The organism is Marinomonas algarum, assembly GCF_020532605.1.
In the GTDB taxonomy this organism is placed as follows: Bacteria; Pseudomonadota; Gammaproteobacteria; order Pseudomonadales; family Marinomonadaceae; genus Marinomonas; species Marinomonas algarum.
Map to the genome: position 1 here is coordinate 132,844 of NZ_JAJATW010000006.1, position 18,587 is coordinate 151,430.

Consider the following 18,587-nt stretch of genomic DNA (forward strand, 5'->3'; position numbering starts at 1 on the left):
CACAGCGCTTTTACAGCGTTTTATTTGTAAAGGTTGTTCATGCAAAGAATTCATCTTTTATCCCCACGTTTAGCTAACCAAATTGCCGCAGGGGAGGTGGTCGAACGACCGGCTTCTGTTGTAAAAGAGCTACTAGAAAACAGCCTCGATGCCGGTGCTTCACAGCTAGATATTGAAGTGGAGCAGGGTGGCGTCCGACGCATTAAAATTCGAGATAACGGTACAGGCATCATAAAAGACGATTTGTCTTTGGCTTTAAGTCGTCATGCAACCAGTAAAATTATTACGCTGGACGATCTCGAATCGGTTAACACACTAGGGTTTCGTGGTGAGGCACTGGCAAGTATCAGTTCTGTTTCGCGGATGCATCTGACATCGCAAGCTGAAAGTGAATCTGAAGCTTGGCGAGTTGAAGCGGAAGGGAAAGACATGGCTACGGCGGTGAGGCCTGCGTCTCACCCTCAAGGCACCACAATCGATGTGCGAGACTTGTTTTTTAATACGCCGGCGCGAAGAAAGTTTTTGCGTACGGAAAAAACCGAGTTTAGTCATTTGGAAGAAGTGGTAAAGCGACTGGCGTTGAGCCGCTACGAAACAGGCTTTCGACTCAGTCACAATGGTAAACAAGTCTATGATTTGCGTCCTGTTACGGATCAATTGCATGCGGAGCATCGTTTAGCCACCTTGTTAGGGAAAAAGTTCATCGAGAATTCCCTAACGCTGGATGTGGAGGCGGCGGGGTTGCGTCTCTGGGGGTGGATAGGTTTGCCCACGTTTTCGCGTTCACAGGCCGATTTGCAATATTTCTTTGTCAATGGTCGAGTGGTAAAAGATAAGCTAGTCGCGCACGCTGTTCGCCAAGCCTATCGGGATGTTTTATACAATGGTCGCCATCCAACGTTTGTGTTGTATCTTGAATTAGACCCAGCGACAGTTGACGTTAATGTGCACCCGACAAAGCATGAGGTTCGCTTTCGTGATGGGCGTTTAGTTCATGACTTTTTGTTTAGCCGAATTCACAAGGTGATTGCCGATGTTCGACCTGAATCGGGTGCAGCGCCGGCAGGTTTACAAGAGGACAGCGTACCATCGACGACAAAACAAGATGACATAACCGAGCAGCCAGCTTTACCTTTAGCAAGCCGTTCTTCCGATGGGGCATCGGATTGGATGTCGTCTTCGAGAAATTCTGTGACGCCGAATCAAGTTCGAGGTCAGTTGGATGGTATGCGACGTCTGTCTGGTTATGCTAGTGAGTACGCGTCTTCTCGAAATGAGACAGTAGACCCTGAAACGGGTGAAGTTAAAGAAGTAGACGTGCCGAGAGAGTTTGCAGACAATACCGTAGCACTGAGTGTGCAGGATGATTCGTCTGTTCCGCCTTTGGGTTTTGCTGTGGCCCAATTGCACGGTATTTATATTTTGTCAGAAAGTCAGTCAGGTATGATTCTTGTGGATATGCATGCGGCTCACGAGCGTATTGTTTATGAGCGCATGAAAACCGCTTTTTATCAGAAAAATATTGCATCACAGCCTCTGTTGGTGCCGATTAATGTTGCGGTTTCCCAAAGTGAAGCCGATTTGGTGGAAGAGAGTGGTGAGGTGTTCGAGTCGTTCGGTTTTCGTGTTGAGCGCACTGGGTTAGAAAGTGTGATGGTGCGTGAGGTGCCTGTTATTCTGATTCGAGGGGATGTTGAGGGGTTGGTGCGTGATGTGATCAGTGACTTGTCTGCTAATGGTGTGACGGACTTAATGGCGTCGCGAGCTAATGAGTTGATGGCTTCCATGGCTTGTCATGGTGCAGTGCGTGCTAATCGTAAGCTAACCATTCCGGAAATGAATAGCTTGTTGCGCGATATGGAAGTGACCGAGCGAAGTGGTCAGTGTAACCATGGTCGTCCAACTTGGGCGCATTTGAGTATGTCAGATTTAGATAAGCTCTTTTTGAGGGGGCGTTGAGATGAAAAAGCCACAAGTGGTGTGTTTAATGGGGCCAACGGCATCGGGTAAAACCGGGTTGGCGGTTGAACTAGCAGAAAAACACAACTTTGAAATCATCAGTGTGGATTCTGCGTTGGTGTATAAAGGGATGGATATAGGCACAGCTAAGCCGGATGCCGCCTTGCTGGCAAGAGCGCCTCACCGGTTGATTGATATTATTGAACCGACTGAATCCTACTCCGCGGCAGATTTTGTAGGAGACGCCGTCAGGCACTCACAAGAAATATTGGAAAAAGGTAAGACACCACTCTTGGTTGGCGGCACCATGATGTATTTTAACGCCTTACAAAAGGGGTTGGCGCCAATGCCTACGGCCAACGCTGAACTTCGTGCGGAGATTGAACAAGAAGCGAAAGAGAAAGGTTGGGATGGTCTACATGAAGAATTGCAACGTGTCGATCCTAAGGCCGCATTACGTATTCATCCTAATGACCCGCAACGATTACAAAGAGCGATTGAAGTGTATCGTCTTACCGGTAAAATGATGACCGCTTACTGGGCTGAGCAAGAGGCGGTGTCATTGCCGTTTGATATGGTGAATATGGCGGTTATGCCCCAAGAGCGCTCCATTTTGCATCGTCGCATTGAGCAGCGGTTTGATGACATGATGTCCCAAGGCTTTTTGGCCGAAGTGGAGGCACTTTATCTGCGTGGTGACTTAACCGGTGATATGCCATCTATGCGTTGTGTGGGCTATCGCCAGCTTTGGCAATATTTATCAGGTGAAGACTCTTTGGACGATGCGGTTTTTAAAGGTATTGTTGCGTCTCGTCAATTAGCAAAACGACAGCTGACATGGCTAAGAGGTTGGGAGGATCTTCAAGTTTTTGACAGTTTGTCAAAAGATCTCTTGCCAGAGGCCTTGAATTACATAGAAAGCAGGATTATATAGGGGTAATAGAAAAAGATTTGGTGTAGTATCTACAAAGTTGTTTTATCAATATTTTATTTAATATTTTTTGCTTGTTTAAGGAGATCACAATGTCAAAAGGGCAATCATTACAAGACCCTTATCTGAATATTCTGCGTAAAGAAAGAGTGCCTGTTTCTATCTTTCTTGTAAACGGAATTAAACTACAAGGTCAAATAGAGTCATTCGATCAGTTTGTGATTCTGCTAAAAAATACAGTAAGTCAAATGGTCTACAAACATGCCATTTCTACTGTTGTGCCTTCCCGAACCATTCGCATCCCGTCTCCTGATCAGCCGGAAGATGACGCTGAATAACTTGTCTTTTAAAAAGGCAAGCAGAGGAATATAAGATTGTTTTTTGAACGTCCTGATAGTGGTGAAATAGCTGTATTAGTCCATATTGATTTTCATGACCAACATGAGTCTTATGGTCCAGAAGAGTTTGTTGAGCTGGCTATCTCGGCCGGTGCTGACCCTGTAGCGGTCGTTACTGGGTCGCGTCAACGCCCAGATGCTAGGTATTTTGTGGGTACCGGCAAGCTAGATGAAATAAAAGACATTGTTGATCGAGAAGAAGCACAAGTGGTTCTTTTTGATCATGCTTTGTCTCCCTCCCAAGAGCGTAACCTTGAAAGCGTTTTGCAGTGCCGTGTGCTTGATCGTACTGGGCTTATTCTTGATATCTTTGCTCAACGGGCAAGGACTCATGAAGGTAAAATGCAAGTCGAATTGGCTCAACTCCAGCACATGTCTACTCGGTTGATTCGAGGTTGGACGCACTTAGAGCGTCAAAAAGGCGGGATAGGGATGCGTGGGCCTGGTGAAACTCAGCTTGAAACCGACCGTCGATTGTTAAGAGAGCGTATTAAAGCCATACAAAAGCGCCTCGCAAAAGTGGGTTCTCAACGAGATCAGAATCGCCGATCCCGTGATCGTTCTTCCGTACCCACTGTTTCTATTGTTGGCTACACCAATGCGGGTAAATCAACTTTGTTCAATCGAGCGACAGGAGCGGATGTATTGGCTGCCGATCAGTTGTTTGCAACGCTCGATCCAACCCTGCGACGTTTGGATATTGAGCAAATTGGCTCGATTGTTCTAGCCGATACGGTGGGTTTTATACGACAGCTGCCCCATAGGTTGATCAAGGCATTTCAAGCGACCTTGAAAGAATCTTCCGAAGCAGATTTGCTACTACATGTTGTAGATGCGGCGGATATTTCTCGTGATGAGAATATGAAGCATGTAGATTCTGTGTTAGAGGAAATTGGTGCTAAAGAAGTTCCAACACTCATTGTCTTTAACAAAATAGACGCATTACCGACGGCGGAGCCGCGCATTGATCGTGATGCTGACGGGAACCCTTATAGAGTTTGGTTGTCTGCTCGTGATGGTCAAGGTATTGATCTATTGAAGTTAGCGATTGCTGAGTTATTGGCGGAAGATGTTTTCAATGAAACGCTGTGCTTACCAGGCAGTTATGGGCGTTTAAGAGCCATGTTGTTTGAGCAGGGTGCAGTCAAATCCGAGTCATTTGATGAAGCGGGTCGCTGCGTTTTAGATGTAAAGTTACCGAAAAAAGATTATTTGCAGATTCTGGCTCGTGCAGGCATGTCTGAAGATCAGATTGTGGCTGCCTAGCTTCGCAAGACTATCATTAAAATAAAGTGGAGATGCAGTATGGCCTGGAATGAACCGGGTAATAACGACAACGACCCTTGGAACCCAGATAAAAATCGTAATAACGGTACGGGTCGCCAAGAGGGTGAGCGAGAAAAAGAAACGAACAATGATCCTTGGGGTCGCAAACCGGGTGGAAAAGATCAAAGCCCACCGGATTTAGAGGAAGCGTTTCAGAAACTCATGGGTATGCTAGGGGTTAAAAAATCCCGCAAATCGGGTGGTTCTGATGGTGGTAACTCTGGAATGCCGGGTAAATTCAGTGGCGGTCTTGTTGCTGTAGCGCTTATAGCGGCTATTGGTTTATGGGCTGCGACAGGTGTTTACCAGGTTGATCAGCAGGAGCGTGGTGTCGTGCTTCGTTTAGGTAAGTACCACTCTACCGTTATGCCTGGTCTTCATTGGAATCCACCAATGATTGACATAGTAAGCAAGGTCAATGTGACGAAAGTACGTTCGCATGATCACAAAGCGCTGATGTTGACTGTAGATGATGCCATTGTTGAAGTGGGTGTCTCTGTTCAATACTCTGTACAAGAGCCAAAGGACTTCCTACTAAATGTGCGCAGTCCTGAAGAGTCATTGGCTCAGGTGACAGAAAGTGCATTGCGCCATGTGGTTGGTAGCTCCGAGATGGATCAAATCCTAACCGAAGGTCGTGAACTCTTGGCGGCAGAGGTTAAGACGCGTATTCAGGATTACAGCAGTGCTTACGGTACGGGTTTATTAATTTCCAAAGTGAACGTCGAAAATACTCAAGCGCCAAATCAGGTTCAGGAAGCATTTGACGATGTTATCAAGGCCAAAGAAGATGAACTTCGTGTCCGTAACGAAGCAGAATCTTATGCCAACGGTATCATTCCTGAAGCGCGTGGTCGTGCTCAGCGTATTCGAGAAGAAGCGGAAGCTTATCGCTCTGAAATTGTTGCTCGTGCAAGTGGTCAAGCCGATCGTTTTGATCGTTTGTATCGTGAGTACACGAAAGCGCCAGACGTTACTCGCCGTCGTTTGTATATTGAAACAATGGAGTCAGTTTACAAAGACGTTAATAAAGTCGTTGTCGACACTGAAGGTGGTAATAACATGATGTATTTGCCGCTGGATCAACTTATGAAGCAGCGTGCTGATTCATCCGTAGCGGCGGGTTCAATGAGCTCTGGCAATATCAGTAGCTTAACTGACCAAGTGCTTGATGAAATTCGTAAGCGTCAAAGTGCAACTATCCGTAGAGAGGGCAGAAACTAATGAAAGGCTTTTCTTTTTCAATTTTATTTGTCGCTTTGTTGGGTGTGCTGATTGCTTCTCAAACTTTGTTCGTTGTCAATGAGACAGAGCGTGCCGTGGTATTGAAGTTTGGTGAAATCGTTGAAGACGATGTAAAGCCAGGTATTCACTTCAAGCTACCGATCATGAACGACGTTAAAAAGTTTGATGCTCGAATTCTAACCATGGATTCTCGCCCTCAGCGTTACCTGACACTAGAGAAAAAAGCGGTTGTTGTTGATTCTTACGTTAAATGGAAAATCGACTCTGTTGCAAAATTCTATCAAGCGACTTCAGGTGATGAATTTGTTGCGAACCGCGTTTTGTCTTCTCGTGTTGATACGGGTCTTCGTAATAAGTTTGGTGAGCGTACCATGCACGAAGTTGTATCCGGTGAGCGTGACTTATTGATGACAGAATTGCGTGACGATTTGAATCAAGTGGCACAGACGGAATTAGGTATTTCGATTGTTGATATTCGTGTTAAACGTATTGATTTACCGCCAGATGTCAGTGAATCTGTTTATCAGCGAATGAGAACCGAACGTGAGCGTGAAGCTCGTGAGCATAGATCGAAAGGTCTTGAGCTTGCCGAAGGTATTCGTGCTGACGCTGACCGTCAGCAAGTAGTTCTTGAAGCAGAGGCGCAACGTGACGCAGAAATGATTCGCGGTGATGGCGATGCTAAGGCCGCCGCTATTTACTCGAAAGTGTACACGCAAGATCCTGAATTTTACGAATTCTATCGTAGTCTTCAGGCTTACCGTGAAAGCTTTAACGGTAGCAGCGACTTGTTCGTTCTAGAGCCAGACAGTGAATTCTTCAAATACTTGAACAGTTCTACGAGTCGTAGCGCGAATTAAGACTATTCATTAATAATCGTGTTCCAGCCTATTTGTTAAAATAGGAAACATGATACTATTACGCAAACCGGGCCAAGCCCGGTTTTTTAATGGTCAAAATACAGAAAATCTATGCGGATGTGTCGGCTGTCATGCTTTTGATGTCAGTTTTTATTGATCGCAGAAGCCGATGTTTTTATTCAGTACAATGGTAAAAGTATCGTCTCAGTGTAAACCGCTATAAAGTGGTGTGCGCCTTCTGAATCTGATTGGTATGTTATTTCGCTTAATGCTTCTTATTACTTGACCGACGTTAAGAGGATAATTTAATGACATTAGCAGATCGCTGGTTGCTTCCTGAAGGTGTGGATGAAGCTTTGCCTGAACAGGCCGCTAAGATCGAACACCTCAGAAGAACTCTGCTGAACCTCCACGAAAGTTGGGGTTACCAATTAGTAATACCCCCCCTTTTAGAATATCTAGACTCCCTTTTAACAGGAGCAGGCTCAGATCTTGAAATTGAAACTTTTAAGGTAATTGACCAGCTCTCGGGGCGTTTGCTGGGTATTCGTGCTGATTTTACTTCCCAAGTTGCTCGTATTGATGCGCATTGTCTTAAGAATAATGCGGTTGAACGTTTGAGCTACTGCGGCAGTGTCCTGAGAACAACACCGGCGGGTCTTGATGGTACTCGAAGCCCTATTCAATTAGGTGCTGAGATATATGGTCATGGTGGTGTTGAGAGTGATATTGAAGTGTTGTCTTTGATGTTGCAAACACTGTCGGCTGCAGGTTTGACAGATTTGGTTTTGGATCTAGGGCACGTTGATGTTGTGAGTGGTGTTCTCGCGGCTTGTGGTTTGGACGCAACTCAGGAGTCAAAGCTTCTTGCACTTTACAAAGCAAAAGATTTGCCAGAGCTAGATCGGTATGTTGAAAGCTTGGACACAATGCGTGCCGAACAAAAGCAGTGGCTTATTGGATTGCCTCGTTTGTGTGGTGGCAAAGAAGTTTTGGATCAAGCGCATTCATTGTTGGGTAACGTGAACGAGTCTATTCGTGATGCGATTGCTTTGCTAAAAAGTGTCAGCGACTGTATCTCATCGCGTTTTCCGATGGTTGGCTGGCATTTCGATTTAAGTGATCTGGTATCCTATAGCTATCACACAGGCGTCATCTTTGCAGCTTATGTGCCTGGGCATGGTAACGCCATTGCGCGTGGTGGTCGCTATAATAATATTGGGCAGGTGTTTGGTCGTTCTCGTCCTGCGACCGGTTTTAGTACCGATGTAAAGGCGTTGGTTGCCCTCGCAGATGTGGTGGTAACACCGCCTAAAACAGTCTTGTCGCCAATTTGCTCAAATGCAGCGCTTTGGCAAAAGGTTAACTCCTTGCGCAATGAGGGGTATCGAGTGGTCGAAGTTTTGGATGATTTCTATGCTGAAGATGCTGATTTTAAGTTAGATTTCGTTGATGGAAGCTGGCAGTTGATGCCGGTTCAAAGCTAGAGTTTTCTTTAAGAACAATCTAAGTGAGACCTGATATTATGGGTAAAAATGTTGTAATTCTAGGCACTCAATGGGGTGACGAAGGTAAAGGTAAGGTTGTAGACCTACTAACTGAAGATGTTGCTGCTGTTGTGCGCTTTCAAGGTGGCCACAATGCAGGCCATACTTTGGTCATTGACGGGAAAAAGACAGTATTGCATTTGATTCCTTCTGGTATTTTGCGAGAAGGTGTTCAATGTATTATTGGTAACGGTGTTGTTTTGTCTCCTGCTGCACTGAAAACGGAAGTGCTTGAACTTCTAGAGCAAGGTATCCCAGCGGTAGAGCGTTTGAAGATCAGTGCGGCATGTCCATTGATTCTGCCTTACCACATTGCGATTGACCAAGCGCGTGAGCTTGCAAAAGGTGAGAAAAAAATCGGTACGACAGGTCGTGGCATCGGTCCTGCCTATGAAGACAAGGTGGCACGTCGTGCTATCCGTGTTGGCGACTTGATGGATGCTGAGCGCTTTGCTGGCAAGCTGAAAGAAGTGCTGGAGTACTACAACTTTATTTTGGTCGAGTACCATAAAGTTGAGCCGATTTCTTTTGATGAAGTGTATGCAGCGGGTCTTGAAATGGCGGAGTTCCTTCGCCCAATGGTCGCTGACACTATTACCTTGCTGCATGATCTTCGTAAAGCCGGTGCGAACATTATGTTCGAAGGGGCTCAAGGCTCGTTGCTTGATGTTGATCACGGTACGTATCCTTATGTGACTTCTTCTAACACCACGGCTGGCGGTGCGCCAACGGGGACAGGTTTTGGTCCTTTGTACCTAGATTATGTGCTTGGTATTACTAAGGCTTACACAACTCGCGTTGGTTCAGGTCCTTTCCCCACAGAATTGTTTGACGAAGACGGCGAGCGTTTAGGTCAAAAAGGTCATGAGTTTGGTGCGACAACAGGCCGTTCTCGCCGTTGTGGCTGGTTTGACGCTGTTGCCGTTCGACATGCTGTACAAATTAGTTCGGTATCAGGTATTTGTCTGACAAAGTTAGACGTGCTTGATGGGTCATCCGTTGTGAAAGTCTGTACTTCTTACGTCAATTCAAACGGTGAGCCAGTTCAAGGCTCCTTGGTAGACAGTGAAGGCTATGAGCAAGCTCAGCCTGTTTACGTTGAATTACCTGGCTGGTCTGAGTCGACAGTGGGTGCTGAAAGCTTTGAGGCTTTGCCAGCGAACGCACAAAACTACATTCGTTTTATTGAAGAGCAAGTTGGAACTCCTGTAGATATCGTTTCTACTGGTCCTGATCGCAATGAAACGATTGTTATGCGTGATCCCTTTAAATCTTAATGATTTTTTAGAGTCACCAAAAAAGCCGCTGATTGCGGCTTTTTTCGTTTTAGGGCTTACTAAGTTCACCATCTTAGCATTCTTTGTAAATAGAGCGAAAAGAGGGGCGGGGGAACCCGAGTGCTAATGTAATATTTACAATTGATTACATGATCGGCCTAATGGCTGTGAAACGACGAACAACGAGAAGGAAGTATTTATGGTTAAATTATTACTGGCTGATGATGATGCGCGCTTGTCTGACTTGATAAAAGAATATTTTGACGGTGAGGGCTATGAAGTAACACACGCTTGGAATGGTCGTGAAGCCTTGGACTTGATGGCTGAAGATATGCCAGACATCGTCATACTGGATGTTATGATGCCAGAGTTGGATGGCTTTGAAACACTAAAGCAAATCCGAAATAAAAGCGCTGTCCCTGTGATTATGCTGACCGCAAAAGGTGATGATATTGACCGTATATTGGGGTTAGAAATGGGGGCTGATGATTATTTGTCAAAACCGTTTAATCCCAGAGAGTTGTTGGCGCGTATAAAAGCGATACTTCGCCGTGCAAGTCAGGAAAAAGAAGAAGACCCTACCGCAAATATTGAGCTTTCAGGTGTTTTGCTGCGCCGCAAAGATCGAACTGTGTATTTGGAAGGGGAGTTGGTTGAGTTAACAACGTCAGAGTACACCTTATTAGAATGCATGCTAATGGCGCCAGGTCAGGTGTTGACTAAGCAAGAGCTGTCTGAGAAAGCGCTTGGTCGTAAGTTGACCATGTATGACCGCAGTTTAGATATGCACATTAGTAATTTACGCAAAAAAATTGGCAACCTAGATAATGGTGACCCAAGAATTAAAACGGTACGAGGTGTGGGCTACATTTTTGTATCAGAAGAGCAAGGTGCTTAATCGTCTATGAAAAATACTTTTCTGCGTGTGTTTCTGGTGGTGCTACTGTCCAATATTGTTGTGGTGAGTATTGGTTTGGGCATGGTTCAGTTTATCCAGAAACGCAACCAGGTGTCGGCTGATCTGCTGGGGGACGTTGGCGTTCAGTTAGTCGCTGGGTATGAAAAGTTTGGGCTGACATCCTTAGAAGAAGAGACGAAAAAAGCAGAAAAACGATTATCTGGTACGATTTATTTGTATCAAGAGAATGGGCGTTCGTTGTTAAAGTCGTTGCCGCGCAATTTTAGAGAGCAAAGTGCGCCTAATGTCTCTGGACGACCCTCTGCAGATTTTTTAGACAGTCAATTTATTCAAGTGATTGGGGCAAACAATGTTCAATATTTGTTGATTTTTCAGCCTAACCCCGAGATGGAGTCTTTGGCTATTGAGGCTGTGGTGGGCTTTTCTCTTTTAGGTCTACTTGTTTCAAGTGGCGTGCTGGCCTATTGGTTATTGGGGCCCTTGTTAAAGCTTCAGCGGGTGGCGCGTTCTTTTGGCCAAGGTGATATGGCGGTTCGGGTTGACAATAAATTGGCGCGAAGAAGTGACGCAGTCGGTAAATTGGCTTTAGAATTTAATGAAATGGCTGTCAGGATTGAGACACTGCTGTCTTCAAAAGAGCGTTTAATGCGAGATGTTTCTCACGAGCTTAGGACGCCTCTTGCGCGGATTGAGGTTGCGCTGACCATTGCTGAAGATAAGCACGGAACTGAAGCGCAAAAGGGATATTTATGTCGCATTCGTACCGAACTACACGAATTAGACGAATTAATTGGCCAAGTATTAACGTTGAGCCGATTGGAAGCGGCGTCATTATCAAAAGAGAAAATGGATCTGCAGGAATGGCTTGACGATATCGTTGCCGATGTGAGTTTTGAGAGTCAGTTGAAGGGTACTTCCGTGATCAAGCTGGGTGGTTCTCCTAAAACGTTATTGGGTGACCCCCTGCAGTTACGCCATGCAATTGAAAACGTTTTGAGAAATGCCTGTTTTTATGCGGGTGACGGGGGCGTGATTGAGTTAGAGACGCAAGAAAAATCTGGTTTTGCTTATGTTTATGTTCGCGATAATGGCCCAGGTGTCTCTGATGATAAATTAGAAAAAATCTTTCATGCTTTTTATCGCTCCTCCGAGGCGCGAGAGGCGAACAGTGGTGGATTTGGTGTGGGGCTCACTATTTCTCAGCGTATTATTGGTGCCCATAAAGGTAAGATAACAGCGCGCAACCGTGAGCAAGGTGGGCTTGAGGTGTGTTTTCAATTGCCTTTGGCTTGATTGGTTTCACCGATTGGTGTCTTTTTTGTCTTACGTAGAGAAAAATCTTGTTATTGGTGGTGTTGATCAGTAACATGCGCCTCGCAAGTTGGCTAGGCAGTCGCCGCTCATTTTTTGAGGGGAGGAAAGTCCGGGCTTCGCAGGGTAAAGTGCCAGGTAACGCCTGGGGGGCGTGAGCCTACGGAAAGTGCAGCAGAAAATACACCGCCTAAGCAGTTTACTGCCGGTAAGGTTGAAATGGTGTGGTAAGAGCGCACCGCGCGACTGGCAACAGCTCGTGGCAAGGTAAACCCCACTTGAAGCAAGACCAAATAGGAACTCTTTGGCGTGACCCGCGCTGAGTTCGGGTAGGTTGCTAGAGACGTGCAGTGATGTACGGATTAGATGAATGACTGTCCACGACAGAACCCGGCTTATCGGCCAACTTGTACTCATTCTTAGCGTTAACGCTTATAAAAAAAGCTGCTTTTCAAGGCGGCTTTTTTTATGTCTGCGGTTTGATTGTTTGGTCAATCTTTTTACTATTTTTGTTAAAAGTGTTAAATTGTGGGATGAAGTGCCGATAAGTGGGATAGGTTCATGTTTAGGGGGATTCATCAGGTAAGCATCGATGCAAAAGGGCGTGTGTCGCTTCCTGCTCGTTTACGTGATGGTCTTGCCTGTTACCAGAGCCACAGTATTGTCATAACCATTGATCCTATTTCTCGTTGTTTGCTGCTTTATCCTTTAGCGGAGTGGGAGATTATTCAGGCTCAGCTTAATAGCTTGCCTACATTTCAGCCGCAAGCGCGGCGTTTGCAGCGTTTATTAGTAGGGCATGCAACAGATTTAGAGATCGACAAGGCGGGCAGGGTTTTGTTGCCAATGCCGCTACGAGAGTTTGCTCGACTTGAAAAAAAAGTAACACTGCTTGGTCAAGGTAAAAAGTTAGAGATTTGGAGCCAAGACGAGTGGGAGTTGCAGCGCGATCATTATTTATCTCAAGACTCTCTTGAGAATACACAAACAGAAACCATGATGGACATTTCCTTATGACAAAAACGATGGCAGACCACATTAGTGTCATGCTGAATGAATCCGTTGATATGTTGGTGACCGACAAAGACGGTTTTTATGTAGATGGTACTTTTGGTCGAGGCGGGCACACTCGTTTGGTGTTAGAGCGTCTTGATCAAGGTCGTCTCCTAGGTTTCGATAAGGACCCTGTGGCCATTTCTTATGGTCATGCACTTGAGCAAGAAGACTCTCGATTTTCCATAGTACAAGACAGCTTTGCTAACATGTCTGAACAGATTGTTCGCGTCTTCGGTGTTGAAAAAGTGGATGGCATCATGATGGATCTTGGTGTGTCCTCCCCTCAGATTGATGACGCTGAGCGTGGCTTTAGTTTTATGAATGATGGCCCGCTTGATATGCGCATGAACCCTAATGCTGGGGTGAGTGCGGCTGAGTGGATTGCCAGCGTGAGTGAAAAAGAGATGGCCGATGTCATGTATCAGTTTGGTGAGGAGCGTTTTTCACGACGTATTGCCAAAGCAATTTGTGAATACCGTGCTCATACTCCTATTTTGACGACTTTGCAGCTTTCAAAAATTGTTGCTGAAGCCAATCCTGCTTGGGAAAAAGGGAAAAATCCAGCTACCCGTGCCTTTCAAGGTATTCGTATTCACATTAACAATGAGCTGGGTGATTTGGAAGTGGGCTTAGAAGCCGCTGCCAATGCTCTAAAAGTGGGTGGGCGTTTGGCGGTGATCAGCTTTCATTCACTAGAAGATCGTATGGTGAAACGATTTATGAAATTGAAAGCGAAAGGGCCCGAATTGCCGCGACATTTGCCTATTCGTAATGCGCACCTTGACATCAAATTTAAAACCATTGGTAAAGCGATTAAGCCTTCTCAATCAGAAGTGAGCGATAATGTGCGCTCTCGCAGTGCTGTGTTGCGTGTTTTGGAGCGCGTAAGTGATTAAAGTGCGCTTTTCACTGTGGCGTTTTTCGTTTGGTGTTGTGGTGTTAACGGTATTGTCGATGGCGGTTGTTGTGCAAGTTTATGATTTCCGTAAAGATTTCTCTTACCTGCAAACGTTAAAAAAAGACGAAATTAACTATGAAGTGAAGTGGGGGCAGCTGCTACTTGAGCAAAGTGCGCTGACCCAGCCTGGCCGCCTAGAACAGGCCGCTATTAAAGATTTAGATATGCACGCTCCATCCCAAGATGAACTCATTATAGTGAAGCCTTAATCATGGAAATCAACGATCATATCCCAGGTAAATGGCGCTTTAGATTTGTCTATGGTGTTGCTTTGTTGTTGTTTCTGGTTGCGGGCGGAAGATTGTTTTATTTAACTGTGGTTGATAAAGCGTTTCTGCAGAATCAGGGTGAGATGCGAGCCGTGAGAACGGAATCTATTCCAGCGACTCGAGGAATGATTCTTGATCGTCGCGGTGAGCCTTTGGCTGTTAGTACGCCAACGTGGACGATAGTGGCAAGCCCAAAAGATCTTTGGGCGTTGGAAGAAGATGATTCCGTTGATGTTGCGCCGGAGGATGAAATTAAGCGTTTAGCGGAAGCAATGGGGGTTGGACGATCTTGGTTGCAAGAGCGTTTTGAGAAAAATAGAAATCGCTCGTTCATGTACTTACGCCGTCAAATTTCGCCAAGTGAAGCAGAGACCATTATGGCCGCGAATGTTAAGGGTGTGACTAAGACAAAAGAATATAAGCGCTTTTATCCAGCGGCTGAAGTGGCTTCTCACGTGGTGGGTTTCACTAATATAGATGATAAAGGCCAAGAAGGAATAGAGCTTGCCTACGATAAAGCATTAGAAGGCCAACCGGGGCAGCGTCGTTATTTAAAAGATTTAACCGGGAATATTATTCATGGTGTTGGCGTAGATAAAGCAGAACATCCTGGAGATAACATTGAGTTAAGTATTGATCTTAGATTGCAATATTTAGCGTATCGAGAGCTAAAGGCTGCCGTTACCGAGCATCGCGCTACTTCTGCATCCGCTGTGATATTAGATGTGAAGACGGGCGAAATACTGGCCATGGTGAATCAGCCTTCATACAATCCTAATGACAGATCAAAGCTCGAGTACGAAGAGTTACGTAATCGCGCGGTGATTGATTTGTTTGAACCTGGCTCAACGATGAAGCCGTTCACGGTTTCTGCGGCTTTGATGTCAGGTCAATACAATACTGAAACCACCATAGATACCTCCCCTGGCTTCTTGCGATTTGGTCGTTTTACGATCCGAGATGCAACAAACTATGGCGTGATTGACTTTGAGAAATTGTTGATCAAATCCAGTAACGTAGGGGCATCGAAAATTGCTTTGTCGTTGCCGCAAGATGCTGTTTGGAATATGGATTATGAGTTAGGCATTGGAACGCCTGTCGGTATTGGTTTTCCTGGAGAAGCATCAGGGAACTTACCTTCTCACCCAAAATGGCACCCATCAGAAATTGCGACCTTGTCTTATGGTTATGGCTTGTCAGTTTCCACCCTTCAGTTAGCGCAAGCTTATATGACATTGGGTAACCATGGCTATCGAGTCCCTGTCTCTATTTTTAAGCAAGATGTTCCCACTCAAGGCAAACAAGTGATTCCGCGACAAGTGGCGAAGGATGTTGTGAAAATGATGGAGTCTGTTGTTCAAAAAGGCTCTGGTAAGGCCGCTCAAATTCCTGGTTATCGTGTCGCTGGTAAAACAGGAACCGTGCATAAAGTGGGCTCGAAAGGTTATGAATACGACCAATATATCGCCTTATTTGCTGGTGTTGCGCCGGCCTCTGACCCAAGGTTAGCGATGGTGGTGATGGTTAATAATCCAAAGGGCCAGGAATACTACGGTGGTGAAGTGGCCGCGCCGGTTTTCTCTCGTGTCATGGAGGGGGCGTTAACCACGTTAAATGTTTATCCTGATCTGCCAGAAGGTCTTAGGGAAGTGCGCTTAGAACCTAAAAAGACGCCTTATCAAGTGGTTAAGGGGCCATAAGGTGAATGGTTTTACACGCAAAAACTTATACCATGCAGCAGGTATGGCTGCAGAGACTAAGATAAGCCAAAGCTCGTTCGTTCCAGCGATTTACACTCATATTGAAACGGACAGTCGCCAAGTCGACGATAAGTGTGTGTTTTTTGCCTTGCCTGGCATAGCGTCTAACGGTTGGGACTACCTAGATGATGTGGCAGCGTTAGGCTGTACTATTGCCGTGGTGCCTGCCCATCTTGCTTTGCAGGAAAAAGGAATAGAGCTTATTCGGGTTGAAGACCCAGCCAGTCTGATGATTACTTGCCTGCAGCGCTTCTTTGGTTCACTGCCTGCTAAGGCCTTGGCGGTAACAGGCACGAATGGTAAGTCTTCTATCTGCTTTTATATTGCGCAACTGGCGAACAGTCTAGGGTTTCATGCTGGCTTGGTGGGTACATTTGGGGTCGGGGGATTAGATGCTCTCCAGGAGGCTAAGCAAACGACGCCGGATTTATTGTCGATGCACCGTTTGCTGATGGATATGAGAAAAACTGGGGTCGACTTGGTTGCGTTTGAAGCTTCCTCTCACGCGCTCGATCAAGGCCGTATCGAGGGCGTGCCCTTTCAAACTGCGGTGTTTTCCAATCTTTCTCGAGACCATCTTGATTACCATGGTGATATGGCCCATTACGCCGAGGCTAAGCAACGTCTGTTTGCCTTCGACAGTGTGGATCAGGCGGTATTCTGTTTAGACGATGATTACTGTGAATTTATGGCTTCGGCCGCTTCGCAGAAGACGCGTTACTATTACAGCGAACAGAATGTGAGGGCTGACTTTTTTACAAAACAGTTGGCTTTTGAGCCGACAGGGTGTCGCTTTGTCCTGTGTCATCCCGAGGGTGAAAGTGAGGTCTTTTTGCCCTTGTTGGGGCGTTTCAATATTCAGAATGCGTTAGCGGCTTTAGCGAGTTTGTGGCCTGATGCATCAGACAAGAGGATGTTGATAAAAGGTCTTTCTACTTTAAAGGGTGCACCGGGTCGGATGGAGAAAATTCATCGAGAAAATGCGCCTTTAGTGGTGGTGGATTACGCTCATACACCCGATGCCTTACAGGTTGCTTTACAGGCGTTAAAAGAACACTCTAAACGGCGTTTAATCTGCGTCTTTGGTTGTGGTGGTGACCGAGATAGGGGTAAGCGCCCTTTGATGATGTCCGTCGCCCTTGAGCACGCGGATTACGTTTGGTTGACATCAGATAATCCCCGAACTGAAGCGGTTGAACAAATATTTTCTGATACATTAAGTCAAGTTCAAGAGGGGGCTTCGTTCAGTTTTGAAACCGATCGTCACCACGCTATTTCGCAAGCGATTTTATCGGCATCGCCCGACGATATGATACTCATCGCGGGTAAAGGCCATGAGACCTACCAAGATATCAATGGTACTAAATATCATTTTGATGACAGAGAAGTGGCGTTAGCGGCTATGGAAACTTATGTTAATTGAGTTGCGTTTATCCGAAATCGCAGCGTTATGCGATGGGGAGCTGATTGGTTCAGATCAAGTGATCACTTCTGTTACAACTGATACGCGTGCGATCAGTGAGAGTTGTTTGTTTGTGGCGCTAAGAGGACAGTACTTTGATGGCCATGATTTTGCCGCTGCGGCCATAGAGCAAGGTGCTGTTGGTGTGCTTAGCGATCATGATCTTGAATTAGCATGTTACGTTAAAGTGAGCGACACACTTTGTGCCTACGGTAGGGTGGCACGTAGGATTCGTGATGCTTTTGCTTTTCCAGTGGTAGCGATTACTGGCAGTAATGGTAAAACAACTGTAAAAGACTGGCTGGCACAATCCCTTGATGACAAAAATGTGTTAAAAACACGCGCTAATTTGAACAATCGCATTGGTGTGCCGCAAACCTTGCTCGCTTTGTCTGCTGATCATGATGTTGCTGTCATTGAAGCGGGGACCAGTTTTACAGGTGAAATTCCTTTATTGGTCAATATTATTTGTCCCGATGTTGTTATTTTGACCAACGCCAGTGGCAGCCATTTTGAAGGGCTGGGCAGTATTGAGGGTATAGCAAAAGAGAAGGGCGCCCTGATTACTGGGGCGACAAGCCACGCTAAGGTGATTCTAAATGCAGATGATGCATTTTTTGCCTATTGGTGTGATTTGGCAGAGGGTAGAGACATAATGTCCTTTGGGTTTACTTCTCAAGCCTCTCTTTATGCGTCCGATGTGCGACTCGGCCCTGAGTCAAGTAAGGCTGTTTTTCATTATAAGGCTTGGTCGATTGGGGTAACGATTGCGGGTGCAGGGCGACATCAAATTGCGAATGGCATGGCGGTTGTTCTAGCGTTAGTTGCCTTAGGGGTTGATTTTCCCCTTGCGGTAACAAAGCTACTACAGCCTATTTTAGTGCCCGGACGTATGGCTCGGTTAAAAACGACATTGGGTGCTTTGCTAATCGATGACAGCTACAACGCGAGTCCAACGTCAGTTGAGGCGGCGATTGATGTTTTGGTGTCGCAGCAAGTGCAGCAAACTTGGTTGGTTTTAGGGGCACTCGGCGAGCTCGGCGATCAAGAGCAGACAATACATCGCCAACTGGGTGTTTACGCAAAACAAAAAGGCGTCAGTCACTTGATTTGTGTTGGTTCTGTTGCGTGTACTGCGGGAATTGCTTTTCGAGAACAGGGTGGTCACGCCATATTATGCGATACCCACAATGAAGCGGTACAGATCGTCGACGAATTAGATGAAACACACGCTATTTTGGTTAAGGGTTCCCGCTCTGCCAAAATGGAAACTGTTATTAAAGCGTTATTAAACTAGGATAACCACGAC

At 45.9% G+C, this 18,587-nt stretch carries 16 protein-coding genes and 1 other RNA gene; all 17 read left to right on the forward strand.

Features of this window, described 5'->3' with window-relative positions; translation table 11 throughout:
* The first annotated feature begins 39 nt into the window (after nucleotides 1-39).
* Nucleotides 40-1,959, forward strand: a complete 1,920-nt coding sequence (mutL, locus tag LG368_RS05710) for a DNA mismatch repair endonuclease MutL (protein ID WP_226753774.1) — start codon at nucleotides 40-42, stop codon at nucleotides 1,957-1,959.
* Between the two features lies 1 nt (nucleotide 1,960).
* Nucleotides 1,961-2,893 (forward strand): tRNA (adenosine(37)-N6)-dimethylallyltransferase MiaA, encoded by a 933-nt coding sequence (miaA, locus tag LG368_RS05715; RefSeq protein ID WP_226753775.1) that lies wholly within the window; start codon nucleotides 1,961-1,963, stop codon nucleotides 2,891-2,893.
* A gap of 89 nt (nucleotides 2,894-2,982) precedes the next feature.
* Nucleotides 2,983-3,228 carry an RNA chaperone Hfq gene (gene hfq, locus LG368_RS05720; RefSeq protein WP_012070321.1) on the forward strand — a complete coding sequence of 82 codons (246 nt, stop codon included), beginning with the start codon at nucleotides 2,983-2,985 and terminating at the stop codon, nucleotides 3,226-3,228.
* Nucleotides 3,229-3,264: 36 nt separating this feature from the next.
* Nucleotides 3,265-4,554, forward strand: a complete 1,290-nt coding sequence (gene hflX, locus LG368_RS05725; protein WP_226753776.1) for a ribosome rescue GTPase HflX — start codon at nucleotides 3,265-3,267, stop codon at nucleotides 4,552-4,554.
* A 39-nt stretch (nucleotides 4,555-4,593) separates the two neighbouring features.
* Nucleotides 4,594-5,838: an FtsH protease activity modulator HflK gene (gene hflK / locus LG368_RS05730; protein WP_226753777.1), complete on the forward strand. Its 1,245-nt coding sequence runs from the start codon at nucleotides 4,594-4,596 to the stop codon at nucleotides 5,836-5,838.
* Nucleotides 5,838-6,719 carry a protease modulator HflC gene (gene hflC, locus LG368_RS05735; protein WP_226753778.1) on the forward strand — a complete coding sequence of 294 codons (882 nt, stop codon included), beginning with the start codon at nucleotides 5,838-5,840 and terminating at the stop codon, nucleotides 6,717-6,719. The genes hflK and hflC overlap by 1 nt, the downstream gene beginning before the upstream one ends.
* Before the next feature lie 308 nt (nucleotides 6,720-7,027).
* On the forward strand, nucleotides 7,028-8,206 hold the full coding sequence (locus LG368_RS05740; RefSeq protein ID WP_226753779.1) for an ATP phosphoribosyltransferase regulatory subunit: 1,179 nt from the start codon (nucleotides 7,028-7,030) through the stop codon (nucleotides 8,204-8,206).
* A 38-nt stretch (nucleotides 8,207-8,244) separates the two neighbouring features.
* Nucleotides 8,245-9,543: an adenylosuccinate synthase gene (locus LG368_RS05745; protein ID WP_226753811.1), complete on the forward strand. Its 1,299-nt coding sequence runs from the start codon at nucleotides 8,245-8,247 to the stop codon at nucleotides 9,541-9,543.
* 199 nt (nucleotides 9,544-9,742) lie between these two features.
* Nucleotides 9,743-10,441 (forward strand): response regulator transcription factor, encoded by a 699-nt coding sequence (locus tag LG368_RS05750; RefSeq protein ID WP_226753780.1) that lies wholly within the window; start codon nucleotides 9,743-9,745, stop codon nucleotides 10,439-10,441.
* Between the two features lie 6 nt (nucleotides 10,442-10,447).
* Nucleotides 10,448-11,755 (forward strand): HAMP domain-containing sensor histidine kinase, encoded by a 1,308-nt coding sequence (locus LG368_RS05755; protein ID WP_226753781.1) that lies wholly within the window; start codon nucleotides 10,448-10,450, stop codon nucleotides 11,753-11,755.
* Between the two features lie 84 nt (nucleotides 11,756-11,839).
* Nucleotides 11,840-12,187, forward strand: an RNA gene (gene rnpB / locus LG368_RS05760) — RNase P RNA component class A.
* 147 nt (nucleotides 12,188-12,334) lie between these two features.
* Complete coding sequence (mraZ, locus tag LG368_RS05765) at nucleotides 12,335-12,790, forward strand: division/cell wall cluster transcriptional repressor MraZ (RefSeq protein ID WP_226753782.1); 456 nt, start codon at nucleotides 12,335-12,337, stop codon at nucleotides 12,788-12,790.
* Nucleotides 12,787-13,725, forward strand: coding sequence for a 16S rRNA (cytosine(1402)-N(4))-methyltransferase RsmH (rsmH, locus tag LG368_RS05770; RefSeq protein WP_226753783.1), 939 nt, complete (start codon nucleotides 12,787-12,789; stop codon nucleotides 13,723-13,725). The genes mraZ and rsmH overlap by 4 nt, the downstream gene beginning before the upstream one ends.
* Nucleotides 13,718-13,996 carry a cell division protein FtsL gene (gene ftsL / locus LG368_RS05775; protein WP_226753784.1) on the forward strand — a complete coding sequence of 93 codons (279 nt, stop codon included), beginning with the start codon at nucleotides 13,718-13,720 and terminating at the stop codon, nucleotides 13,994-13,996. The genes rsmH and ftsL overlap by 8 nt, the downstream gene beginning before the upstream one ends.
* A 2-nt stretch (nucleotides 13,997-13,998) precedes the next feature.
* A complete protein-coding gene (locus tag LG368_RS05780; protein WP_226753785.1) occupies nucleotides 13,999-15,756 on the forward strand; it encodes a peptidoglycan D,D-transpeptidase FtsI family protein in 1,758 nt (585 codons plus the stop codon).
* A 1-nt stretch (nucleotide 15,757) separates the two neighbouring features.
* Nucleotides 15,758-17,239: a UDP-N-acetylmuramoyl-L-alanyl-D-glutamate--2,6-diaminopimelate ligase gene (locus tag LG368_RS05785; protein WP_226753786.1), complete on the forward strand. Its 1,482-nt coding sequence runs from the start codon at nucleotides 15,758-15,760 to the stop codon at nucleotides 17,237-17,239.
* On the forward strand, nucleotides 17,229-18,575 hold the full coding sequence (locus tag LG368_RS05790; protein ID WP_226753787.1) for a UDP-N-acetylmuramoyl-tripeptide--D-alanyl-D-alanine ligase: 1,347 nt from the start codon (nucleotides 17,229-17,231) through the stop codon (nucleotides 18,573-18,575). The genes LG368_RS05785 and LG368_RS05790 overlap by 11 nt, the downstream gene beginning before the upstream one ends.
* Nucleotides 18,576-18,587: the final 12 nt, after the last annotated feature.

Bases quoted from the DNA above. Each gene is read 5' to 3' on its own strand.
- mutL (WP_226753774.1), top strand. From the start codon at position 40: ATGCAAAGAATTCATCTTTTATCCCCACGTTTAGCTAACCAAATTGCC.
- miaA (WP_226753775.1), top strand. From the start codon at position 1,961: ATGAAAAAGCCACAAGTGGTGTGTTTAATGGGGCCAACGGCATCGGGT.
- hfq (WP_012070321.1), top strand. From the start codon at position 2,983: ATGTCAAAAGGGCAATCATTACAAGACCCTTATCTGAATATTCTGCGT.
- hflK (WP_226753777.1), top strand. From the start codon at position 4,594: ATGGCCTGGAATGAACCGGGTAATAACGACAACGACCCTTGGAACCCA.
- hflC (WP_226753778.1), top strand. From the start codon at position 5,838: ATGAAAGGCTTTTCTTTTTCAATTTTATTTGTCGCTTTGTTGGGTGTG.
- LG368_RS05740 (WP_226753779.1), top strand. From the start codon at position 7,028: ATGACATTAGCAGATCGCTGGTTGCTTCCTGAAGGTGTGGATGAAGCT.
- LG368_RS05745 (WP_226753811.1), top strand. From the start codon at position 8,245: ATGGGTAAAAATGTTGTAATTCTAGGCACTCAATGGGGTGACGAAGGT.
- LG368_RS05750 (WP_226753780.1), top strand. From the start codon at position 9,743: ATGGTTAAATTATTACTGGCTGATGATGATGCGCGCTTGTCTGACTTG.
- LG368_RS05755 (WP_226753781.1), top strand. From the start codon at position 10,448: ATGAAAAATACTTTTCTGCGTGTGTTTCTGGTGGTGCTACTGTCCAAT.
- mraZ (WP_226753782.1), top strand. From the start codon at position 12,335: ATGTTTAGGGGGATTCATCAGGTAAGCATCGATGCAAAAGGGCGTGTG.
- rsmH (WP_226753783.1), top strand. From the start codon at position 12,787: ATGACAAAAACGATGGCAGACCACATTAGTGTCATGCTGAATGAATCC.
- LG368_RS05780 (WP_226753785.1), top strand. From the start codon at position 13,999: ATGGAAATCAACGATCATATCCCAGGTAAATGGCGCTTTAGATTTGTC.
- LG368_RS05790 (WP_226753787.1), top strand. From the start codon at position 17,229: ATGTTAATTGAGTTGCGTTTATCCGAAATCGCAGCGTTATGCGATGGG.